Origin of the sequence: Microtetraspora sp. AC03309, from assembly GCF_020826795.1 — a bacterium.
GTDB classification, from domain to species: Bacteria; Actinomycetota; Actinomycetes; order Streptosporangiales; family Streptosporangiaceae; genus Microtetraspora; species Microtetraspora glauca.
This window is the reverse complement of record NZ_JADDIL010000021.1, coordinates 93,491-114,150: the sequence shown is the minus strand read 5'-3', so window position 1 is coordinate 114,150 and position 20,660 is coordinate 93,491. Positions and strand designations below refer to the sequence as shown.

General features: G+C 70.9%; 19 protein-coding genes. 6 read left to right on the top strand and 13 right to left on the bottom strand.

Annotated features, from left to right (window positions below; translation table 11 throughout):
- Window positions 1–23: 23 nt before the first annotated feature.
- Window positions 24–563 (bottom strand): hypothetical protein, encoded by a 540-nt coding sequence (locus tag IMZ11_RS15140; RefSeq protein ID WP_228641826.1) that lies wholly within the window; start codon window positions 561–563, stop codon window positions 24–26.
- 516 nt (window positions 564–1,079) lie between these two features.
- Here IMZ11_RS15140 and IMZ11_RS15135 point away from each other — a divergent pair.
- Window positions 1,080–4,115 carry an AfsR/SARP family transcriptional regulator gene (locus IMZ11_RS15135; protein ID WP_228641824.1) on the top strand — a complete coding sequence of 1,012 codons (3,036 nt, stop codon included), beginning with the start codon at window positions 1,080–1,082 and terminating at the stop codon, window positions 4,113–4,115.
- A gap of 265 nt (window positions 4,116–4,380) precedes the next feature.
- On the opposite strand, the gene IMZ11_RS15130 is transcribed toward IMZ11_RS15135, so the two are convergent.
- Window positions 4,381–5,862 (bottom strand): methyltransferase, encoded by a 1,482-nt coding sequence (locus IMZ11_RS15130; RefSeq protein WP_061256219.1) that lies wholly within the window; start codon window positions 5,860–5,862, stop codon window positions 4,381–4,383.
- A gap of 95 nt (window positions 5,863–5,957) precedes the next feature.
- On the opposite strand from IMZ11_RS15130, the gene IMZ11_RS15125 reads away from it, so the two are divergent.
- Window positions 5,958–6,275 carry a hypothetical protein gene (locus tag IMZ11_RS15125; protein WP_061256217.1) on the top strand — a complete coding sequence of 106 codons (318 nt, stop codon included), beginning with the start codon at window positions 5,958–5,960 and terminating at the stop codon, window positions 6,273–6,275.
- Here IMZ11_RS15125 and IMZ11_RS15120 read toward each other — a convergent pair.
- Entirely contained in the window at window positions 6,262–6,852 is a 591-nt protein-coding gene (locus tag IMZ11_RS15120) for a TetR/AcrR family transcriptional regulator (protein ID WP_228641822.1), read from the bottom strand. The two genes, IMZ11_RS15125 and IMZ11_RS15120, sit on opposite strands and share 14 nt — an antisense overlap.
- Window positions 6,853–7,010: 158 nt before the next feature.
- Between IMZ11_RS15120 and IMZ11_RS15115 the strand changes: the two genes are divergently transcribed.
- From IMZ11_RS15115 to IMZ11_RS15105, 3 genes are all read left to right on the top strand, one after another.
- Window positions 7,011–7,466 carry a helix-turn-helix domain-containing protein gene (locus IMZ11_RS15115; RefSeq protein WP_228641820.1) on the top strand — a complete coding sequence of 152 codons (456 nt, stop codon included), beginning with the start codon at window positions 7,011–7,013 and terminating at the stop codon, window positions 7,464–7,466.
- A 67-nt stretch (window positions 7,467–7,533) separates the two neighbouring features.
- Window positions 7,534–8,358, top strand: coding sequence for an SURF1 family protein (locus IMZ11_RS15110; protein WP_228641818.1), 825 nt, complete (start codon window positions 7,534–7,536; stop codon window positions 8,356–8,358).
- An 81-nt stretch (window positions 8,359–8,439) separates the two neighbouring features.
- Window positions 8,440–9,636 (top strand): amidohydrolase family protein, encoded by a 1,197-nt coding sequence (locus IMZ11_RS15105; protein WP_061256211.1) that lies wholly within the window; start codon window positions 8,440–8,442, stop codon window positions 9,634–9,636.
- Here IMZ11_RS15105 and IMZ11_RS15100 read toward each other — a convergent pair.
- The 3 genes from IMZ11_RS15100 to IMZ11_RS46205 all read right to left on the bottom strand — a co-directional run bounded on the left by IMZ11_RS15100 (window position 9,604) and on the right by IMZ11_RS46205 (window position 11,709).
- Window positions 9,604–9,954 (bottom strand): YkvA family protein, encoded by a 351-nt coding sequence (locus IMZ11_RS15100; protein WP_228641816.1) that lies wholly within the window; start codon window positions 9,952–9,954, stop codon window positions 9,604–9,606. The two genes, IMZ11_RS15105 and IMZ11_RS15100, sit on opposite strands and share 33 nt — an antisense overlap.
- Window positions 9,955–10,033: 79 nt before the next feature.
- Window positions 10,034–10,975 carry an LLM class F420-dependent oxidoreductase gene (locus IMZ11_RS15095; protein ID WP_228641814.1) on the bottom strand — a complete coding sequence of 314 codons (942 nt, stop codon included), beginning with the start codon at window positions 10,973–10,975 and terminating at the stop codon, window positions 10,034–10,036.
- Between the two features lie 86 nt (window positions 10,976–11,061).
- A complete protein-coding gene (locus IMZ11_RS46205) occupies window positions 11,062–11,709 on the bottom strand; it encodes a TetR family transcriptional regulator (protein ID WP_228641812.1) in 648 nt (215 codons plus the stop codon).
- A 171-nt stretch (window positions 11,710–11,880) separates the two neighbouring features.
- Between IMZ11_RS46205 and IMZ11_RS15085 the strand changes: the two genes are divergently transcribed.
- The gene (locus tag IMZ11_RS15085) at window positions 11,881–12,558 is read left to right on the top strand and encodes a hypothetical protein (protein WP_228641810.1); all 678 of its coding nucleotides are present in this window, start codon (window positions 11,881–11,883) and stop codon (window positions 12,556–12,558) included.
- Here IMZ11_RS15085 and IMZ11_RS15080 read toward each other — a convergent pair.
- The 7 genes from IMZ11_RS15080 to IMZ11_RS15050 form a co-directional block, all read right to left on the bottom strand.
- Window positions 12,555–13,982, bottom strand: coding sequence for an amidase (locus tag IMZ11_RS15080; RefSeq protein ID WP_228641808.1), 1,428 nt, complete (start codon window positions 13,980–13,982; stop codon window positions 12,555–12,557). The two genes, IMZ11_RS15085 and IMZ11_RS15080, sit on opposite strands and share 4 nt — an antisense overlap.
- Window positions 13,983–14,239: 257 nt before the next feature.
- Window positions 14,240–15,310, bottom strand: coding sequence for an aspartate-semialdehyde dehydrogenase (locus IMZ11_RS15075; RefSeq protein ID WP_228641806.1), 1,071 nt, complete (start codon window positions 15,308–15,310; stop codon window positions 14,240–14,242).
- Window positions 15,307–16,581 carry an aspartate kinase gene (locus IMZ11_RS15070; RefSeq protein WP_228641804.1) on the bottom strand — a complete coding sequence of 425 codons (1,275 nt, stop codon included), beginning with the start codon at window positions 16,579–16,581 and terminating at the stop codon, window positions 15,307–15,309. The genes IMZ11_RS15075 and IMZ11_RS15070 overlap by 4 nt, the downstream gene beginning before the upstream one ends.
- A gap of 136 nt (window positions 16,582–16,717) precedes the next feature.
- Window positions 16,718–17,248, bottom strand: a complete 531-nt coding sequence (locus IMZ11_RS15065) for a DUF5063 domain-containing protein (protein ID WP_061256198.1) — start codon at window positions 17,246–17,248, stop codon at window positions 16,718–16,720.
- Window positions 17,241–17,840 carry a recombination mediator RecR gene (gene recR / locus IMZ11_RS15060; protein WP_228641801.1) on the bottom strand — a complete coding sequence of 200 codons (600 nt, stop codon included), beginning with the start codon at window positions 17,838–17,840 and terminating at the stop codon, window positions 17,241–17,243. The genes IMZ11_RS15065 and recR overlap by 8 nt, the downstream gene beginning before the upstream one ends.
- 6 nt (window positions 17,841–17,846) lie before the next feature.
- Window positions 17,847–18,194 carry a YbaB/EbfC family nucleoid-associated protein gene (locus tag IMZ11_RS15055; protein WP_228641799.1) on the bottom strand — a complete coding sequence of 116 codons (348 nt, stop codon included), beginning with the start codon at window positions 18,192–18,194 and terminating at the stop codon, window positions 17,847–17,849.
- 127 nt (window positions 18,195–18,321) lie between these two features.
- Window positions 18,322–20,628 carry a DNA polymerase III subunit gamma and tau gene (locus IMZ11_RS15050; RefSeq protein ID WP_228641797.1) on the bottom strand — a complete coding sequence of 769 codons (2,307 nt, stop codon included), beginning with the start codon at window positions 20,626–20,628 and terminating at the stop codon, window positions 18,322–18,324.
- Window positions 20,629–20,660: the final 32 nt, after the last annotated feature.

Sequence of the window (20,660 nt, the reverse complement as noted above, 5' to 3'; positions counted from 1 at the left end):
CGGGCCACGCTCGCGTTTCCGACTCAGAACTCGTAGTTGTAGTCCTCGTCGTACGCGTTGTAGATGTCGTTCCAGTAGCCACAGCGGGTCGGGTAGTTGCTGTACAGCCCGATCTGGCAGACCTGCGCCTGGACCTGCGCCACGTCGTAGCGCCAGAAGCTGAACTGCTTGTAGCTGCCGCCACCGCAGTACTTGTACGACTTGAAGGTCGAGGACCAGTCGTTCTCCTCGTCGTCCCAGGACTGGACGCGGAACCGGATGTACGCGCACTTGCCACCCTGCGCGTACGTACGACGGTCGAGGTCCCACAGCTTGCCGGTGATCCGGACGCGGTTGGACTCGTCGTCGGTGTAGTTGACGTCGATGTAGCCCTTGGCCCTGGCCAGCCGGTTGCTGGACCAGTACGAGCCCCAGTAGCCGTCGTAGTCGAAGGAGTGGGGCGAGGCGGTGGTGGAGGCGCCCAGGGTGGAGGCGCCGGCCGCGGTCGAGAAGGCCGGGATGCCGACGGCGATGGTGGCGGCGGCAGCGGCGAGACCGAGGATGTTGCGGACGGAGCGACGCATTTCTGTTCTCCCGTTTTCGAGGACGATCCCCGGGCGGGATGCTTCCGGGGGTGCACCTCTGTGATAGGCCGCCTCGCCTGCAGGGCGCTTTCAGGGCCCTGACGGCCATTTGCACCCGGCTTGAAAAGGAAGAGGTCCTCCACCGGGCACCCCAGGCCCGGGGAGGACTCCGCGATATCTCCAGAGCATGGCCGCCCCCGCAGGGGCCATGCTCTCTGCCTCTCAGCTTCCCGGATCGGACTTGTCACCCGATCAACGGACAATCAACGCTTCGATTAACGAGTCCGGCGCTCCCTATTGACCAGGTCGTGCCGCATCTATCATTTGATCGGGAAACTTCCCGACATGTCGGGCGAGGAGTGCGGGCGTTTTTCGGCGGAGAGATCACCTCCCTGTTATGGTTCCTTGGTTCGAACCGGTCAGGGCTTGGCCGTCGCCCACCTCATCCGAGGGAAGCGAGAAGCCGCTCTCTTCAGAGAGCGGAGGAGTCACTGAATATGCGTATCGGAGACGCACATGGCAGGTCGCGCCACCGCGGACGGGCTGCGCTTCGCGGTACTCGGACCTGTCCTCGCCTGGCGTGACGGGATCGAGCTCGACCTCGGCACCCCTCTGCAACGTTCCATCCTCGCCATGCTGCTGCTCAGAGAGGGCCGCCCGGTCACGCCGGACGAGATGATCGACGGCATCTGGGGCGAGGACGCCCCGCCCCGGGCGCTCGGCGCGCTGCGCACCTACGTGTCGCGGCTGCGCACGGTGCTGGAGCCGGACCGCTCACCGCGGACCCGCCCCGAGCTGCTCACCTCGGTGGGCCGCGGCTACGCGCTGGTCATCGGCACGAGCGGCCTGGACCTCGCCGACTTCGAGCGCGGCTGCGCGTCCGCCGAGGCCGCCCGCCAGGCGGGCCATACGCGGAACGCGGCCGAAACGCTGCGCGAGGCGCTCGCCCTCTGGTCGGGAGAGCCGCTGGCCGGCGCGGTCGGCCCGTACGCGGAGCGACAGCGGGACCGGCTGGCCGAGCGGCGGATGGGCGCGGTCGAGACCCTCATGGACCTGGACCTGGCGCTCGGACGGCACGCCGACGCCGTCTCCGAACTGGTCGCGCTCACCGCCGACCATCCCCTGCGCGAACGACTGCGCGCCCAGCTCATGCTGGCGTACTACCGCTGCGGCCGGCAGGCCGACGCCCTGTCGGTGTTCACCGAGACCAGGCAGGCGCTGATCGACGAACTCGGCATCGAACCCGGCGCCGACCTCGCCGCCCTGCACCGGCGCATCCTCGCGGCCGACCCCACGCTGTCCCTCACCGGTGACACGGGCGCGGGGACGACCGGAACCACAGGAACCACCGGTACGACCGGGACGACGGGAGTGACCGGGACGACAGCGGGGACGGCGCCGGGAACAGCGATGACGGACCCCGGACCCGCCGTCGACATGCCGAGGCCCGCCCAGCTCCCCGCCGCGGTGACCGACTTCACCGGGCGGGGGACGCTGGTCAACCGCCTGCTCGCGCTGCTCGCCGAGAGCGAGGGCGTGCCGGTCGCCGCCATGTCCGGCATCGGCGGCGTGGGCAAGACCGCGCTCGCCGTCCACGTCGCCCATCTCGCCCACGACCTGTTCCCCGACGGGCAGCTCTACGCCGACCTGCGCGGCTACGGCACGGAGCCGACACCTCCGGAGACGGCGCTGGTCGCGTTCCTGCGTGCGCTCGGCATCCCCGTCGACGTCATCCCTGACGGCCTGGCCGAGCGGTCCGCGCTGTTCCGCTCGCTGCTGGCCGACCGGCGCATGCTGGTGCTGCTGGACAACGCGCGCGACGCCGAGCAGGTCGAGCATCTGCTGCCGGGTTCGGCCGGATGCGCGGCGATCATCACCAGCCGCGGGAAGCTCGCCGACCTGCCGTCGGCCCGGCTCGTCGACCTCGACGTGATGGAGCCCGACGAGGCGCTGTCGCTGTTCTCCGCGGTCGCCGGCCGCGACCGGGTGCGGGCGGAGCGGGCCGCGGCCATGGACGTGGTCGCCGCCTGCGGCTTCCTCCCGCTGGCCGTACGCATCGTGGCGGCCAGGCTCGCCGCCCGGCCCTCCTGGACGGTCGCCTCGCTCGTCCCCCGGTTGGCCGACGAGCGCCGCCGCCTCGACGAGCTGAAGATCGGCAACCTCGCCGTCTCCGCGACCTTCGCCCTGGGGTACGGCCAGCTCGATCCCGAGCAGGCGCGGGCGTTCCGGTTGCTCTCGCTGCCCACGGGGTCGGACATCTCGACCCTCGCGGCGGCCGCCGTACTGGACATGCGCCCGGGTCCCGCGGAGGACCTGCTGGAGTCGCTGGTCGACGCGAGCCTGCTCGAAGCCCCCGCGCCGGGACGGTACCGCTTCCACGACCTGCTCAAGCTCTTCGCCCGCAGGCAGGCCGAGGACACCGAGGAACCCGCGGAGCGGATGGCCGCCCTGCGCCGCCTTCTCGGCTTCTACCTCGCCTCGGCCAGGTCCGCCCACCGGCTGGCCTACGAGGGCAGCGCGATCGCCGACGCGCTCACGGACATCGGCACGCCCGGCCACACCTTCTCCTCGGCCGACGAGTCGGTCGCCTGGCTCTCTGTGGAGGCCGAGGACCTGTTCGCCTCCATCGGGCAGGCCGCCGGCACCGCGAGCCTGCTGCTGCCCGCGGCCGACCTGCTGCTCGCGATGGAGCCGCTGCTGGAGTCCGGCACCAGCGGCCGGGAGTTCGAGCAGCGGACCGGGGCCGTCCTCGCGGCCGCCCAGCGGGCCGGAGACCGGCACAGCGAGACGCGCTGCCGCTACGTGCTCGGCCGCGTCCTGTTCGGGATGAACCGGCTGGACGCGGCGGAGGGGCAGTTCCGGCGGGCGCGGGAGCTCTCCCTGGAGACCGGCGACACCATTGTGCTCGGCGAGACGTACAACGCGCTCGCCGTCGTGGCCGGCCGCCTGCGCCGGCACACCGAGGCGCTCGAATGGTTCGGCCACGCGACCGACGTCTACCGCGAGGTCGGCAACCCCGCCGGCGAGGCCCTCGTACTGAGCTACTCCGCCCGCGACCATCTCGGCCTCGGGCGGGTCGACGAGGCCATCGCCGCGTCCGAGCACGGCCTGGCCATCTTCACCGAGATCGGCAGTGGCGCCGGTGTGGCCAGGGCGCGCTACCACCTCGGCATCGTCCTGTCCTACGTCGGCAGGCTCAACGAGGCCGTCGTCCACCACGCCGAGTGCCTGAACTTCTTCCGGGCCAGCAACCAGCGGGTGTGGGAGCAGCGGGTCTGCTACCGGCTCGCCGCGACGTTCATCGCCGCCGGGCGTTTCGCCGAGGCGTCCCGCCACGCCGAGCAGGCGCTGACCGTGAGCCGCGAGATCACCCATCCGTACGGCGAGGCCCAGTCCCTGACCGCGCTCGGCAAGGCGTTGCGCGGCATGGGCGAGGGTCCGCGAGGCCGGGAGGCACTAGAGAAGGCCCTCGGGCTCTTCACCCGGCTCGGCTCTCCCGAGGCCGACGACGTCCGCGCCCTCCTCCTGGAACCCGACCGGATCGACGTGTAGGTCGACGCGCAGGTCGTCGTCCAGACGCGTCATGCGGACGTGATTAATCACACTCGATCACTTCCATCACCGGACCCGCGCGGAGGACATGTGACCCGGCCGGCCGTCCGACCGCCACCCTGTGCATAGGGGGCCCGGTGTATTCCGGAGCACCTGGTGGCGGCTCGCCGCCTCGTGACGACGGCCGGCCGGGTGTGACCCGGATCTCGAACCCCCCAGATCCGTGCCGACCTGCCAAGGGTGGCGACCCCGGTTCAACGTCCGATCAACGCGTGTTTGCAGCCGCCCGCGCGATCCTGAAGAAGCCCTCGGCGACCAGCGGGCGCAGTGCCGCCGGAGCACGGTCCAGCAGTTCCCGCTCGTCGTCCCCGGTGAGCTCGGCGATGGCGGCGAGCAGCGGGCGGAGCGGCAGCTCGCCGTCGCACACCCCGGCGAGCGCCGCCTCCACGGTGCCCACGCTCGCGGCACGGCACAGGCCGCCCGTCTGGCGCAGGACGATCCGGGACGGGTCGTCGGCGCCCGGAGGGCCGACCCGTTCCTCGACGACGCCGTCCGCGACCGCCAGGCAGGCGTTCAGCAACTCCTCGTCACCGATCCGGTGCGCGGTCGTGACGGCGTCCAGCACGTCCGGGACGTACGCGCCGACCGGGAGCTCGACCCGCTGGGACAGCTCCTCCACCCGGACGACCGGGTCCATCGCGCCCGAGTTGTGGAGCGAGATCCAGCCGAACCCGACGCCGACGACGCCGAGCGACTCGAACCACGCCAGCCACTCGTCGTAGTGCTGCCGGTAGGCCGTCGTCCCCTGCTCGGCCGCGTCGCGCAGCCACAGCTCGACGTACTCCGCGGGGTCCTGCACATCACGTTGTACGGCCCAGCCGTCGCAGCCGGTGCCGGTGAGCCAGCCGCCCACCCGGTCCTGCCAGTCCTCGCCCTTGACGTGCAGCCAGTTGGCCAGGAACCGGCCGTGGCCGTCGGGGTTGAGGTGGCGCGGCGCGCGACGCAACATCTCGCGGCAGAAACCGTCGGCGGGGAACCCCGACTCGCGGTAGGTGAACCGGCCCTCCGGAGAGATCACGAACGGCGGGTTGGAGACGACCAGGTCGAACCGCTCGCCCTCGACCGGCTCGAACATGGAGCCCGTACGCGCGTCGACGTCCCGGACGCCGGACAGCCGCCAGCTCAGGTCGGCCAGCTCGATCGCCCTCGGGTTCACGTCCGTGGCGACGATCCGCGCGGCCCGGCCGGCCAGGTGCAGGACCTGGACGCCGCAGCCGGTGCCGAGGTCGAGCGCGCTCTCCACGGGCGGGGTCCAGGCGAGCTGGGCGAGATTCGCCGACGCCCCGCCCGCGCCGACGACGTGGTCCCTGCGGAGCGCGGGGTCGCCGGGCCGTACCTTCCGGTCGGAGACCACCCAGGCGGGGGTCTCGCCGCCGATGTCCCAGGGCTGGAGGTGGACGGTCGCCTGGACGGCGTCCCCCACCCTGACGGCCAGCCCGGCCTCGATCAGGTCGGCGAGCGGCAGGTCGGCGGCGGCCGTGCTCACCGGCACGCCGAGCCACCACAGGCGGATCAGCGTGCCGAGCGGATCGTTGTCGCGGGTCGCCCGGAGCGCGGGAACGAGCTCCTCGCGCGCCAGCGCGGCGGCGGCCACGCCGCCCAGCCGCTCTCGAACGCCGTCGATGGTGTAGCCGGACTCGGCGAAGCGGTCGCGAAGCCGGTGGACCAGATCGGATGGCACGTGCACGAGAGGAAATCTATCCCTGTAAGTCCAATGCAAGTGGCCTTCAAGCAGCCACGCGTATCTGTTAGGGCAGTCCGCCGTCCACGAGGAACCCTACGATGATGCTTCCCTGCCTGGCCTGCGAGTCGCGTTTCGTCCCCGACGACTACTTCGGAGCCTGCCACGACTACAACCGGGGCAGGGATCTGGTCGCGTGGACCTGCCCGCGTTGCGGGAACACGGACGAGATCAGAGTGCTGCCCGGAGAGCTCGGCTTCGGATATCGCCGCCGGGGCCGCTACGACGTCATGGACCGGATCCGGGTGCCCGGGATGAGCCGCCGCAGGCACGACCTGAGACTCGACATCTCGCTGGACAAGCGGGTGTGGCGGGTCCCCACCCGCGTCCTGTCCATGAGAACCGTCACCCCTGTCTGAGGCTGTTCCACGCGGCCTCGCACAGGCCCTTGATCTCCTCGTCGGTGGGCTGGTGCGCGCCGGCGAACCACAGGCGGCACATCTCCTGGGCGGGGCCGAGCCAGAGCACGTAGCACATGGTCGCGGGCACCGGCTGCAGCAGCCGGGCCTTCATGTGCGGCTTCCACCAGTCGGAGACCTGCCGGAAGAACGCGCGCCTGGCCTCGGAGACCTCCGGGCCGCCCGGCTCCTCACGCCGCGGCGGGCGCTCACTGATCAGCAGCCGCGCCCGCTCCGGATGCTCCCCGCACCACGCCATGTGCAGAGCCACGATGGCCTCGATGCCTCCACGGGCCTCCTCGTGGCGGACGAGCTCGGCGACGAACGCGTCCTGGTACATCTGCAGCGTCTCGGCGTACAGGACGCCGAAAACGTGTTCCTTGCTGGAGAAGTGGTGATAGAAACTACCCACGCTGACGCCGCTCTCCTCGCGGAGGCTGGCGAGCGTCGTGGCGGAGACACCGTCCTGACTGAAGCGGCGTAGGGCGCCTTCGATGATCCGGCTTCTGCCGTCACGCCCGTTCTTTCCGGTTCTCACCCCTCAATGGTGGACTAACAGAACCTTGTTCTGCAAATGCGGGATCCGTTCCCACCTCGATCGATCCGGATCTTGCACGCCTCGGGGCCTCGGCCACCGGCTGAGTATGCCATCTAGACTGAGATGGGATGCGAGGGGAATGACCTACGATGCGTGACATGCGGGCCTCCCGGGTGGACAACTGCTCCATCGAGCGGACCCTCGCCGTGGTCGGCGAGAAATGGACCTTCCTCGTGCTCCGTGAAGCGTTCATGGGGGTCCGCCGGTTCGGCGACCTCCAGGCCGCGACCGGCGCGCCCAGGCAGGTCCTCAGCGCGCGGCTGACCCGCCTGGTCGAGGAGGGCATGCTGCGCAAGGCGCCCTACCAGGAGCCGGGGCAGCGCCAGCGCGACGAGTACCGGCTGACGGCGAAGGGGATGGACCTCTATCCGATCCTGGTAGCGCTGATGCACTGGGGCGACCGGTACCTCGCCGACGCGGGCGGGCCGCCCGTCCTGCTGACCCACCGCGACTGCGGCGCCCCCGTGACGCTGCGCCTGCGCTGTGACGACGACCACGAGGTCCCCGACCCGCGTTCCGTCACCCCGATCCCCGGCCCCCGCACGGTCGTCTGAACGGCCCGGCAGAACGGCACGGACCGGTGGGGACCGGTGGGGACCGGTAGCGGGACCACTCGGTGCCGTGCCTACGCTGGATGGCGTGTACCGGTTCCTGCTGACCCGCCGCTGGCTGGCCTTCCACCTGCTGGTGCTGCTCCTCATCCCCGCGTTCTTCTTCCTGGGGAAGTGGCAGTTCGGGCGGTTCGAGGAGCGGTCGGCGTCCAGCGAGCGCACCACCGCCAACCTGAACAGCGCGCCCGTGCCTCTCGACCGGCTGGACACCGTCGGCGGAACCGTGTCATCCGACGTGAAGTTCCGGCCGGTGACCGTGACCGGGAAGTACGACGCGTCCCACGAGCTGCTCGTACGGCGGCGCCCGCAGAACAGCCGGGTCGGCTTCTACGTGGTCACCCCGCTGGTCACGCCCCAGGGCGCGGTCCTGGTCAACCGGGGCTGGGTGCCCGCGGGCGCCACGGCGGAGACCCGGCCGGAGGTGCCCCCGCCACCGTCGGGCGAGGTGACCGTCACCGGACGGCTCAAGCCCTCCGAGACCGAGGACACGACCGGCATCAGGAACCGGTCCGCCGGACTTCCCACCGGCCAGGTCCTGCTCGTCAACACGACCGACATCGGCGCCACCCTGCCGTACCGGCTGTACGGGGGATTCGTGGAGCTGACCGGGCAGCGGCCGACCGCCGACCGCGCGCCCGAACCGGTACCCGCGCCCGACCTGGGCGGCGGCGGAGGGCTCAACCTGGCGTACTCCGTGCAATGGTGGTTGTTCATCGGCGTGGCGGTCGGCGGCTGGTTCCTGCTCATCCGCCGCGAGGCCCGCGATCTGTCGGCCGCGGACGCGGAGGGCGACGGGGCCGGGAAGGATCAGGAAGAGGTTCGCGCCCAGTCGTGAAGCGCCTGGTGAACGAACGGATACCAACCGGAGACCTCGCAGCTTGTTAGGTGTTATTCCTTGGCTCTACGGTTTACTCCTGTGACTACGCCGCTGCATCCCGACCCAGAGCCGAGGCGGCGGGACTATGTGATCATCTCCGCCGACGATCATCTGATCGAGCCGCCGGATCTCTTCGAGGATCGCCTCCCCGAAAAGTACAAGGACCTGGCGCCCAAGATCGTGGAGACGGACGCGGGCCACCAGGTCTGGCGGTACGGCGGGGCGACCTACCCCTGCGCGGGGCTCGACGTGGGCGCCGGCCTGCCGAAGGAGCAGTGGACGCTCGACCCGGTCCGCTTCGAGGACATGCGGCCCGGCTGCCACGACATCGAGGCCCGCATCGAGGACATGGACCGAGCCGGGATCTGGGCCGCCCTCTGCTTCCCCGGCATGCTGGCCAGCCAGTCCGGCATGCTCTTCGCCAAGACGCGCGACCAGGAGCTCGGCCTGGCGCTGGTCAAGGCGTGGAACGACTGGCACGTCGACGTGTGGGCCGGCACCTACCCCGAGCGGATGATCGCGCTACAGCTCCCCTGGCTGCTCGACCCGGACGTGGCCGCCAAGGAGATCAGGGCCAACGCCGCCCGAGGCTTCAAGGCCGTGGTGTTCCCCGAGTTCCCCACCCGGCTGCGGCTGCCGTCGATCCACAGCGGCCACTGGGACCCGTTCTTCGCCGCCTGCGAGGAGACCGGCACCGTCGTCTGCCTGCACACCGGCGCGTCCTCCTGGGCCCCGGTCCCCTCGCCGGACACCCCCATCGAGGCGATCACCACGCTGATCCCGGCGAGCGCGATGTTCGCGTGCGCCGACTGGCTGTGGTCGGGCGTCCCGCTGCGTTTCCCCTCGCTGCGGATCCTGATCGTCGAGGGCGGCGTCGGCTGGCTGCCGATGCTCGCCGAGCGTGCCGACTACGCGCTGGACCACCCGGTCGCCGGTGAGGCGAGCTGGGAGGGCGGGCTCAAGCCGAGCGAGGTGCTGCGGCGCAACTTCTTCTTCGGCACACTCGACGACAGCGCGCTCGGCGGGGTCCGGCTCGCGGTCGGCATGGAGCACGTCCTGCTGGAGAGCGGTTACCCGCGGGCCGAGTCCTCCTGGCCCGACACCCAGCGGGCGGTCACGCGCAACCTCGGCACCCTGCCTCCGGCCGACATCGCCCGGGTCGCGTACGGCAACGCCGCGCGGCTGTTCGGGCACCCGCTGCCGTCACGAGCGTGGCTTCTGATGGAGGAGCTCTAGGTCCTCACGCTCCCACTCGACGTACCGGCCGCTCGCGCCGAGCAGCGAGGACATCAGCCAGATGAAGACGCCGAAGTCGTCGACGATGCCGATCCCGAGCAGGAAGTCGGGGATGGCGTCGACGGGCGAGATGATGTAGGCGAGGCCGGCCGCGAACATCGCGAGCTGGCCCTTGCCGAGGTGCGGATAGTTGCCCTTGACCGCTCCGCGGAGCATTCTCGGCATCGCCTTGAGCCGGGTGAACAGGCCGGGCGAACCCGGCTTGGACACCTCCCGGTAGGCTCGCCAGGTCGCCGCCGCACGTCCTGCCTTCGCCATGAGGCCACCTCCAGCGGGCATTGTGCCCTTTTTGTCATCTCATTAACGTTCGGCGGCCCTCCGGCGGTTCCAGCGCCCGCTAGGTGTGCGGAGCCAGCTCCCGTACGGCCTGGGCGATGGGCACGTCACCCCCGGGCAGCGGGGACAGGACGGGCGTGGTGAGCCCGTTCGCGACGTACTCGCGGATCCGCGCCCGGCAGGTCGCGGCGTCACCGTGGACGATCAGGTCGTCCACCACCTCGTCGGGGATGGCCTTCACCGCCCCCGTACGATCTCCCGCGGCCCATGCCTCCTGCATGGGCCGCAGCACCTCACCGCGCCCCAGCCACTCGTGGAAGGCCGCGTAGACAGGCACGGTCAGATAGGCCGCCAGCATCCGCCTGCCGAGCTCCCTGGCCCTGGCCGCGTCCTCGGTGACGACGACGAAGAGCCGGGCGATGAGCTCGGTCTCGGGGGCGAGCTCCGCGCGTACGCTGCGCACGTCCTGAGGCGACAACCAGTTGGTGATCGCGCCGTCGGCCTCGTCTCGGGCCAGGTGGAGCATCCGCGGACGGAGCGCGGCCAGCACGATCTTCGGCGGGGTCTTCGGAGCGTGCTCCAGCCGGAACCCCTTGATCTCGAAGGTCTCGTACCGCTCGGTGACTTTCTCGCCCGCGAGCGCCCGGCGCAGGAACCGGAGGGTGTCCCGGGTCCGCGCGTACGGCTTGGCGAACACCCCCGCGTTCCAGCGCTCGACGATGACGGGCGACGAGGAGCCGATGCCGAGCACGAACCGTCCCGGCGCCAGGTCCGCCAGCGTCGCGGCCGACATGGCGAGCAGGCCAGGACCGCGGGTGGAGGCCGGCACGATGGCGCTGCCGAGGCGCAGGGACGGCGCCCATTCGGCGGCCAGGGCCAGCGGCGTGAAGCCGTCGGCGCCGTTGACCTCGGCGGACCAGGCGTCGGTGTATCCCAGCGACGGGAGTTTCGCGACGAGTTCTCTGGACGCGGCGAGCGTCCGGTCATGGAACGGGATCGTCATGCCCCAGCGGTCCACGGGCACCCCTCTCGACAGAACTTCATTCTGGAGAGACGTTACCAACCAACCGGACGGTATGTCCCGCTTTCTCAGCCGCGCAGTTCCCGTACGACGTCGATGAAGTCCCGCGCCACACCGCGCAGGCCCGGCAGGTTCGACAGGGCGACCAGCCGGTCGATCAGCGGGACGATCCGGTCGATCAGCCGGTAGGTCCGCTCACAGCCCGGCGAGGTGTCGTGCACCCAGAACAGCACCACTCCCATCGACAGCAGCCAGAGCAGCTCGGGCAGCTCGGCGCGCAGATCGGAGTCCATCCGGTCGGCGGAGCCCTCGACCACCTCGCGGTAGATGGCGATCGACGACTCGCGCGCGGGCGCGGACTCCGCGCTGAAGGGGCTGAGCGGGTTGCTCGGCTCCGCCGCGTGCTTGAAGAACTTGGCCGCGAACTCGTGGTACGGCTCGGACACCCGGACCCAGGCCCGCAGCGCGCCGCCCAGCCTGCCCGCGAAGGACCTCTCGACCGCCAGCAGCTCCCGGCACGCGGCCTCGTGCTCGTCCTGGGCCCGGTCGTAGTACGCCTGGATCAGTTGTTCCTTGGACGAGAAGTAGTAGTAGGCGTTCCCCACCGAGACACCGGCCTCCGCGGCGATCGCCCGCATCGTCGTCGCCTCGAACCCCCGTTCCTTGAACAACCGAAGGGCGGTCGCGACGATGCGCTCCCGTGTCTTCTCGGCCACGGTGGTCACTGTACGACCCTGGCACCCGCTGGGTCATATACGCGCCAGATGATCCATAGGAGGCGGCAAATTCCCAGCCGTCCGCGAATGGGCGATCACCCGACGTGGGCATTGATCATCCTGGCGCGCTCCCCCGCCACTCCAATCGAGGACTGAGCATCGGGGAGATCCATGGCCTTACGTCCCTCGTGGTGGGGACTCGCGGGAACGATCATGATCGTCCTGCTGTCCCAGCCAGCGACCGCAATGAAGCCGACGGCCGTCGCGAGCGCGCAGCGGATCTCGTACGCCGCCGTCCAGCCCGTACAGCTCCCGCCGGCTCGCACGCTCACGTCCGCGCCCAGCGGGAAAGCGATGTCGGCGATGAGCGCGACCGCCCGGCTCGCACACGTGGGGGCCATGCGGCAGTTCCGAGGGGCCGGACTGCGCTGGCGGTCCTCCGGCGGCTGCACCGACCGCACCCAGCCGACCTGCACGTCCCTGGAGGGCCTCCGGTACGGCACGCTCGTCCAGGCGATCGAACTGAAACGGGCCAGCGACTGCAGGATCGTCATCACCGGCGGTACCGAGGTCGGCCACAGCAAGGGCCGCTTCAGCCACGGGAACGGCTTCAAGCTCGACATCGCCCACAACCCGTGCATCGACGCGTACGTGACCCGGACGTTCGGCTACTGGACGACCAGAGGAGACGGAGCGCGGATGTACCGCCCGAAGGCCACCGAGAACGCCGCGGGAGACACCACGGGAAACGCCGCGGGAAACACCGCTGAGGCCGCCCCCGGGGACGCCGTCGCAGGCGCGGCCGTCTACGCGGACGAGGACAACCACTGGGACATCCTCTTCCGCTAGCGGCGGTCCTGGATCGCGGAGTGCTCGAAGGGCCGGACGGCCTCGATCTGGGCGGCGATCCGGACCAGCAGGTCCTCGCGTCCCGCCGCGGCGACGAACTGGACGCCGACCGGCAACCCCTCCGCCGTACGGTGCAAGGGAAGCGAGAGTGCCGGCTGGCCGGTCGCGTTGAACGGCGAGGTGAAGGCCGCGCCCTGCCCGGACCGGTCCAGGGCCGTGTGCAGGTCGTCGTCCGAGATCCAGCCGATCGGGAACGGCGTGACGCCCATCGTGGGCGTCACCAGCAGGTCGAAGCCCGAGATCCACCACGCGGCCATCCGCCGGCGGTACCCGTCGAGCCACCGCAGCGCGGCCAGATAGTCGGTCGCGCTGATGCCCCGGGCGGCGGTCACCATGAGCCGGTTGCGGGGTTCGAGCTCCTCGACGTCCACGGGCCTGCCCCGCCACGCGCCGAGGACGTCGAGCTCCGCGGCCACGTTCGTGCCGATGAGCGCGCCGAAGTTCATGCCGAAGTCGTGCTCACCCAGGGCCTCGGGGTGATCCTGGACGACCTCGTGGCCGAGCGCCTCCAGCAGGGCCGCGGTCGCCGTCACGGCGGCGGTCAGCTCGGGATCCTCGGGGACGTCGCCCCGGGGGTGGACGGTGACGAAACCGACGCGCAGCCGCCCGGGGTCCGCGCCGACCTCCTCGGCCAATGGGCGCGCCAGCGCGGGGGCGTCGTACCGGTCGCCGGGCATCATCCCGGCGATCAGGTCGAGCAGGGCGGCGCTGTCCCGCACGCTCCTGGTGAGCATTCCCTGCACCGAGAGGCCGCCCCACGACTCCGCGAGGTCGGGGCCGTGGCTGCTGCGGCCTCGGGCGGGCTTGAGGCCGACCAGGCCGCACATGCTCGCGGGGATCCGGATCGAGCCGCCACCGTCGCTCGCGGTGGCCACCGGGACCATGCCCGCCGCCACGGCCGCGGCGGAGCCGCCGCTGGACCCTCCGGTGGAGTACGCCGGATCGTAGGGGTTGCGGGTCGGCCCGAAGGCCGCGGGCTCCGTCGTGATCGTCGTGGCGAGCTCCGGCGTGCTGGTCCGACCGAGGATCACGAACCCGGCCCGGCGCAGCTTCGCGACACTGTAGGAGTCGTCTCTGGCCACCACGCCGTCGAGCACCTTGGAGCCCGCGCCGTACGGGTCGCCGCCCGAGGCCCAGCCGATGTCCTTGAGCAGGATCGGCACCCCCCGGAACGGGGCGTCCGCCGGGATCGCGTCGATCTCCTCGAGCGCCCTCTCGAACCGCCGGTGGACCACCGCGTTGAGTTCGCCGTCCACGGCCTCGATCCGGGCGATCGCCGCCTCGGCCGGCTCGCGGGGCGAGACCTGCCCGTTCCGTACGGCTTCCGCCTGCCCGACCGCGTCCAACGTCAGCAACTCGTCCACTGGCGCCCTTTCCGAGGGGATGAACCCGGCCGTCCCGGCAGGCGCGGCCGTAGGGGAAACCCTGCCTCCGGGCGGCGCGGACGGGGGGAGGGCGTCCCGGTGAGCGGGAAAGCCCCGGATATCACCCGGCCCGGCACAGGAGCTCCTGTGCCGGGCCGGGAACGACCGACCGGCGCGTTGGCCGGATCAGCCGGTGAGTTCGGCTCTCGCGAACTCGGTTCTCATGAGTTCGGTTCTCGCGAGCCCTTCTCGCGGACTCAGCCGGTGAACTCGGCCGCGATCAGTTCGGCGATCTCGGCGGCGTTCAGCGCCGCCCCCTTGCGCAGGTTGTCGCCGCAGACGAACAGATCCAGCGTGTTGGGGAAGTCAAGCGCCTGCCGGATCCGGCCGACATAGGTCGGGTCGGTGCCGACGACGTCCACCGGGGTGGGCCAGACGCCGTTCTCCGGGTCGTCCATCAGGACGACCGTCGGCGCGGCGGCCAGGACGCGGTGCGCGTCAGCCACGGTGATCTCGCGCTCGAAGGTCGCGTGCACGGCCAGCGAGTGCGTGGTGACCACGGGGACGCGGACGCAGGTGGCCGACACCTTGAGGTCCGGGATGCCGAGGATCTTGCGGGACTCGTTGCGGAGCTTGATCTCCTCCGACGCCCAGCCGCCGTCCTTCAGCGACCCGGCCCACGGCACGACGTTGAACGCGATGGGCGCGGGGAACGGGGACTCCGCGTCGCCCAGCTTGTTCTGCAGGGTCTTACGCACGTCACCGGCGGTCTGCCCGGCGGTGCGGTCACCCGCCAGCGCCTCGACCTCGTCGTACAGGCGGGCAGGTCCGGCCACACCGGCTCCGGAGACCGCCTGGTAGGACGCCACGACCAGCTCGCGCAGGCCGTACTCGCTGTGCAGGGCGCCCATGGCGGCCATCATCGACAGGGTCGTGCAGTTCGGGGTGGAGACGATCCCGAGCGGCCGGTTCCGCGCGTCGGCGGGGTTGACCTCAGGCACCACCAGCGGCACCTCGGGGTTCATCCGGAACGTACCCGACTTGTCGATCGCGATCGCGCCGCGCTCGGCCGCCACCGGCACCCACTCGGCCGACACCTCGTCGGGCACGTCGAAGATGGCGATGTCGACGCCGTTGAACACCTCGGGGGTCAGGGCCTGGACGACGATGTCCTCCCCGCGAACCGGCAGGATCTTGCCGGCCGACCGGGCGGACGCGACGAGACGGATCTCGCCGTAGATGTCCTCGCGGCCAGAGATGATGTCCCGCATCACGGTGCCCACGGCACCGGTCGCGCCCACGAGCGCGAGGGTGGGCTTACGACTCATCGACCGGTACCTCCGTAAACAACTGCCTCGACCTCGTCGGCGTCCAGATCGAACGCCGAGTGCGCGGCGTTGACGGCCGCGTCCACCTCGTTCTGCCCCACGATCACCGAGATCCGGATCTCGGACGTCGAGATCATCTCGATGTTGACCCCGGCGTCGGCCAGGGCGCTGAAGAACTTCGCCGTGACGCCGGGGTGCGACCGCATCCCCGCGCCGATCAGCGAGACCTTGCCGATCTGGTCGTCGAACAGCAGCGACTCGAACACCACCTGGCTCTGGATCTTCTTGAGCGCGGTGAGCGCGGTCTGCGCGTCGTTCGTCGGAAGCGTGAAGGAGATGTCCGTACGCCCCGTCGCGGCGGCCGACACGTTCTGCACGATCATGTCGATGTTGACCTCGGCGTCGGCCAGCGTTTTGAAGATGGCGGCAGCCTCTCCGATCTTGTCGGGCACCCCGACAACGGTGATCTTGGCCTCGCTCCGGTCGTGCGCGACGCCGGAGATGATCGGCTGCTCCATCTCGGTTCCTTCGGTCTTGGGGCCTGAGTAGACCCACGTGCCTTCCTTGGCGCTGAACGAGCTTCTGACATGGATCGGGACGTTGAACCTGCGCGCGTACTCCACGCAGCGCAGGTGCAGGATCTTGGCGCCGCAGGCAGCCATCTCCAGCGTCTCCTCGTAGGAGAGCCGCGGGATCTGCCGGGCCGTACGGACGATGCGCGGGTCCGCCGTGAAGATGCCGTCCACGTCTGTGTAGATCTCACAGACGTCGGCCTCGAGCGCGGCGGCGAGGGCGACCGCCGTGGTGTCGGAACCACCGCGGCCGAGCGTCGTTATGTCCTTGGTGTCCTGCGAGACCCCCTGGAACCCGGCCACGATCGCGATCCGGCCGAGGTCGAGCGCCTCCCGAATACGGCCGGGCGTCACGTCGATGATGCGCGCCCTGCCGTGCGTGGAGTCGGTGATCACCCCGGCCTGGGAGCCGGTGAAGCTCCGCGCCTCGTGACCCAGGTTGGCGATCGCCATCGCCAGCAGTGCCATCGAGATGCGCTCGCCTGAGGTCAGCAGCATGTCCAGCTCGCGGGCCGGAGGCAGCGGCGACACCTGCTTGGCCAGGTCCAGCAGCTCGTCGGTGGTGTCACCCATAGCGGAAACGATCACGACGACGTCGTTGCCGGCTTTTTTCGTCGCGACGATCCGCTGGGCGACCCGCTTGATGCAGGACGCGTCGGCGACGGACGAACCACCGTACTTTTGGACAACGAGCGCCACTGGAACTCTCCGAACGAATCAGGACGTGGAGCTCACAGTCTACTGGCGGGTCTCACCAGCCCGATGGAACGTGCTCACCATGTGGATGATCATCCTGTGGACCGCTGTGCGGGTCGCTCTGTGAACGCTGCGACGTTCAGACGACGGTGCTCTCCTCGACCACGTCGAGCCGGGTGTGCGCGACCAGCGCGTGCAGCGCGCGAAGCGCAGCGCCCGCGTGGTTGCCCCACGTGTTGAAGTAGGAGTACTGCCACCACCACAGCGCCTCGAGCGGGCGCCCGGCGCGGTAGTGCCGCAGCCCGTGCACCAGGTCGGCCGCCACCGCGGCCAGGTCGTCCGACAGCCGGTACGGCGTGACCACCGTGTCCTTGTACGGGTCGAACACCTCGGCGTAGTCGTCCACCGGGCCGAGCCGGGCGGCGAGAGCCGTACGAAGAGGATCGACGTCGGGGTCCTCGCTCAACGCCGGCTCGAAGTTGCCCTGCAGGATCACGTCCTGCATCGCGCCGAGCTGGGTGCCGGCCAGGCTGACCTGCGCCACCTCGACGAGCAGCAGCGGGAGGATGGCGTCGCCGCCCTCACCGCTCGCCAGCCGGGTCAGGCCGTCGAGGTAGTTCTGCGCGTGCCCCGCGATCCGTTCCGCCAGGGCGCCCCACTCATCAGACATCCAGCAGCCTCCGTCCTTCGAAAGCGCGGCCCAAGGTGACCTCGTCGGCGTACTCGAGATCACCGCCCACCGGCAGACCGCTGGCCAGTCGTGTCACTTTCAGCCCCATGGGCTTGACGAGCCTGGCCAGGTAGGTGGCCGTGGCCTCGCCCTCGAGGTTCGGGTCGGTCGCCAGGATCAGCTCGATGACCTGGCCGTCGGCCAGGCGAGCCATCAACTCGCGGATCCGCAGGTCGTCGGGACCGACGCCGTCGATCGGGCTGATGGCACCGCCGAGCACGTGGTAACGACCGCGGAACTCGCGGGTCTTCTCGATCGCGACGACGTCCTTCGACTCTTCGACGACGCAGATCACATGCGGGTCGCGGCGCTGGTCCCGGCAGATCCGGCACTCCTCCTCGGCCGCGACGTTGCCGCAGACACGGCAGAACCGGACCCGCTCCTTGACCTCCAGCAGCGCGTGCGCCAGCCGCTTCACGTCCGCCGGATCCGCCGCCAGCAGGTGGAAGGCGATGCGCTGCGCGCTCTTGGGACCGACACCGGGCAGCAGCCCCAGCTCGTCGATCAGATTCTGGACGACCCCTTCGTACATGATCTTCTAGAACCCGGGCAGCTGGCCGAGCCCGCCTCCGAGTCCCTGTGCCAGCGGGCCGAGCTTCTCCTGCTGCAGCTCGGCCGCGGCCCGGACCGCGTCGCGTACGGCGGCCAGGACCAGGTCGGCGATCGTCTCCACCGTCTCCTCCGGGTCGCCCGCGTCGACGGCCTTGGGACTGATCTTCAGTTCGAGCAGCTCACCGCTGCCGTTGACCGTCGCGACCACGAGCCCGCCACCCGCGGTCCCCTCGACCTCGGCGTCGCTGAGCTCCTGCTGGGCCGTGACGAGCTGCTGCTGCATCAGCTGGGCCTGCTCCAGCAACTGCTGCAGGTTGACATCTCCAGGGTTCACGTTCGTGCGCTCCTCGGCATCCAGCGACTTGTCGTCGCGACGAGCCTACGGCGTTTGCCGCGGATCTGATACCGGAGCATGTGCGTGTTCCGGGTAAACGCACCGCCAGCAAGGCGGCGTGCGCCTCTCAGGAGTGGTCGATTTCCTCAATGACACGGCCACCGAGCTCGCGCTGGATGAGCGCCATGCCTCTGAGCTCGTCACCGTCGGCGTCCGCGTCGTTGAGCGGATCGACGTCGTCCGACTCCTGGCCCGGCTTCGCCCGGCCGGGAACCGACTCGGGCCACGCCTGGCGCGGGCCCGCCTGAGCGGCCGCCCTGGCGGCCGACCGCGCCGCCGCCAGGCCCGAGCCGGTGGCCGTGGCCCGGGGAGCCCCCGATCCACCCGATCCACCTGGTCCGCCCGGTCCACTCGTCGGGCCGTCGAAGTCGTCCGAGGGTGCGTCCGGCCACGACTCGTCCGTGGTCGCAGCCGCGCCTCCGGCGTTGCCCGCGGCGGCCGCGTCGCCCGCGTCGCCGGTTCTGGCCGCACCCGCTGGACCGGCCGCACTGGCCGCACTGGCCGCACTGCCGGGGTTGCCGGCGGTACCGGTGGTGCCCGCGTCGCTGGTGCCCGCCGCGTTCCACGCGCCCTCTCCCGGACCCGCCGAAGGCGTACGCGCCGGGGTGTCGGCCGGACCGGAACCGGAGGGCCGGGATGGAGCCCGCGAGCCGGTGTCGGCGGGGCCCGGCGCACCCGAGGGGCCGCCGGAGCCACGCGGGGCCGCACCACCGGCCGGGCCGGAACCGCCGACGACCACGTCGACCCGCCAGGTGCCGCCCATAACGTCGCCGAGCGCGGCGGCGACCACCTCGTCGCGTTTGCCCTTGAGGAATCCCTGCACGTCACCGGGCTTCTCGAATCCCACGGTCACGAGGTTGCCGTCGACGCCGAGAAGGCGGCCCTGCGCGTTGAGGATCATCCAGGCGACCCGCTGCCTGTTCTTGATCGCGTCGAGCACCCTGGGCCAGGACTGCTGGACCGGGCCGCCCACCGCCGCCGAAGCGGCGGAGGGCGCCTCCTCCTGCGAGGGCGCGCTCGGCGCGCCTGGCCGTGCCGCGGCCGGCCAGTCGTCCTGGGGCTCGGGCGCGGAAGCCGTACCGGCGGGAGTGCCGGACGCCACAGGGGCCGGAGCCGCGGGAGCGACCGGAGCGGCGGCCACCGGAGCCGCGGGAACGGCTGCGGGCGGTGCGTACGCCGGGGCCGTTGCTCCCGGCACCGGAGCGGCCTGCTGGAACACACCGCCGCGTTCGAGGCGCTCGAGCCGCGCGAGCAGGGCGGCCTCGCCCTGCGCCGCGGCGGGCAGCAGCACCCGGGCGCACATCAGCTCGAGGAGCAACCGCGGCGAGGTCGCGCCGCGCATCTCGGTCAGCCCCGTGTTGAAGACCTCGGCGGCGCGGGTCAGTTCGGCGGGGCCCATGGAGGACGCCTGCACCTGCAGGCGCTCCAGCTCGTCGGCGGGCCGGTCGAGCAGGCCGTTGCCGGCCGCCTCCGGCACGTTGGCGAGGATCACGAGGTCACGGAAGCGCTCCAGCAGGTCCATCGCGAACCGCCGGGGATCGTGGCCGCCCTCGACGACCCGATTGACGGTCTGGAACACCGCCGCGCCGTCCCGCTTGGCGAACGCCTCGATCACCTCGTCGAGCAGGTCGCCGTCGGTGTAGCCGAGCAGGGACACCGCGCGCTGGTAGGTGATGCCGGCGTCGTCGGCGCCGGCCAGGAGCTGGTCGAGGATCGACAGCGAGTCACGGGCCGACCCCGCGCCCGCCCGCACCACGAGCGGCAGCGCCGCCGGTTCGTACGGCACGGACTCGGAGCCGAGGATCTCCTCCATGAGCTGGCGCAGCGTCGCCGGCGGCATCAGCCGGAAGGGATAGTGGTGGGTCCGGGACTTGATCGTCCCGATGACCTTCTCCGGCTCGGTCGTGGCGAAGACGAACTTGAGGTGCGGCGGCGGCTCCTCGACGAGCTTGAGCAGCGCGTTGAACCCCTCGCGGGTCACCATGTGCGCCTCGTCGATGATGTAGATCTTGTAGCGCGCCGAGACCGGGGCGAAGAAGGCTCGCTCCCTCAGGTCACGGGCGTCGTCCACCCCACCGTGGGACGCGGCGTCGATCTCGATGACGTCGAGGTGGCCGGGACCCGTCGGAGCCAGGGCCACGCAGGACTCGCACTCACCGCAGGGGTCGGGCGTCGGGCCCTTCTCGCAGTTCAGGGAGCGGGCGAGGATGCGGGCGCTGGAGGTCTTGCCACAACCGCGGGGACCGCTGAAAAGGTAGGCGTGGTTGATCCGCCCGCTCCGCAACGCCTGGCGCAGCGGCTCAGTGACGTGCTCCTGCCCCTTGACCTCGGCGAACGTCCCGGGCCTGTACTTGCGGTACAGCGCAAGACTCATGCCGTCTCCTCGGGGGGTCGACCCGGCCGGCG

Coding starts and splice junctions, on each gene's coding strand:
- IMZ11_RS15140 (WP_228641826.1), bottom strand. CDS start 563: ATGCGTCGCTCCGTCCGCAACATCCTCGGTCTCGCCGCTGCCGCCGCC.
- IMZ11_RS15135 (WP_228641824.1), top strand. CDS start 1,080: ATGGCAGGTCGCGCCACCGCGGACGGGCTGCGCTTCGCGGTACTCGGA.
- IMZ11_RS15125 (WP_061256217.1), top strand. CDS start 5,958: ATGATGCTTCCCTGCCTGGCCTGCGAGTCGCGTTTCGTCCCCGACGAC.
- IMZ11_RS15115 (WP_228641820.1), top strand. CDS start 7,011: ATGCGGGCCTCCCGGGTGGACAACTGCTCCATCGAGCGGACCCTCGCC.
- IMZ11_RS15100 (WP_228641816.1), bottom strand. CDS start 9,954: ATGGCGAAGGCAGGACGTGCGGCGGCGACCTGGCGAGCCTACCGGGAG.
- IMZ11_RS15095 (WP_228641814.1), bottom strand. CDS start 10,975: ATGACGATCCCGTTCCATGACCGGACGCTCGCCGCGTCCAGAGAACTC.
- IMZ11_RS15085 (WP_228641810.1), top strand. CDS start 11,881: ATGGCCTTACGTCCCTCGTGGTGGGGACTCGCGGGAACGATCATGATC.
- IMZ11_RS15075 (WP_228641806.1), bottom strand. CDS start 15,310: ATGAGTCGTAAGCCCACCCTCGCGCTCGTGGGCGCGACCGGTGCCGTG.
- IMZ11_RS15065 (WP_061256198.1), bottom strand. CDS start 17,248: ATGTCTGATGAGTGGGGCGCCCTGGCGGAACGGATCGCGGGGCACGCG.
- recR (WP_228641801.1), bottom strand. CDS start 17,840: ATGTACGAAGGGGTCGTCCAGAATCTGATCGACGAGCTGGGGCTGCTG.
- IMZ11_RS15050 (WP_228641797.1), bottom strand. CDS start 20,628: ATGAGTCTTGCGCTGTACCGCAAGTACAGGCCCGGGACGTTCGCCGAG.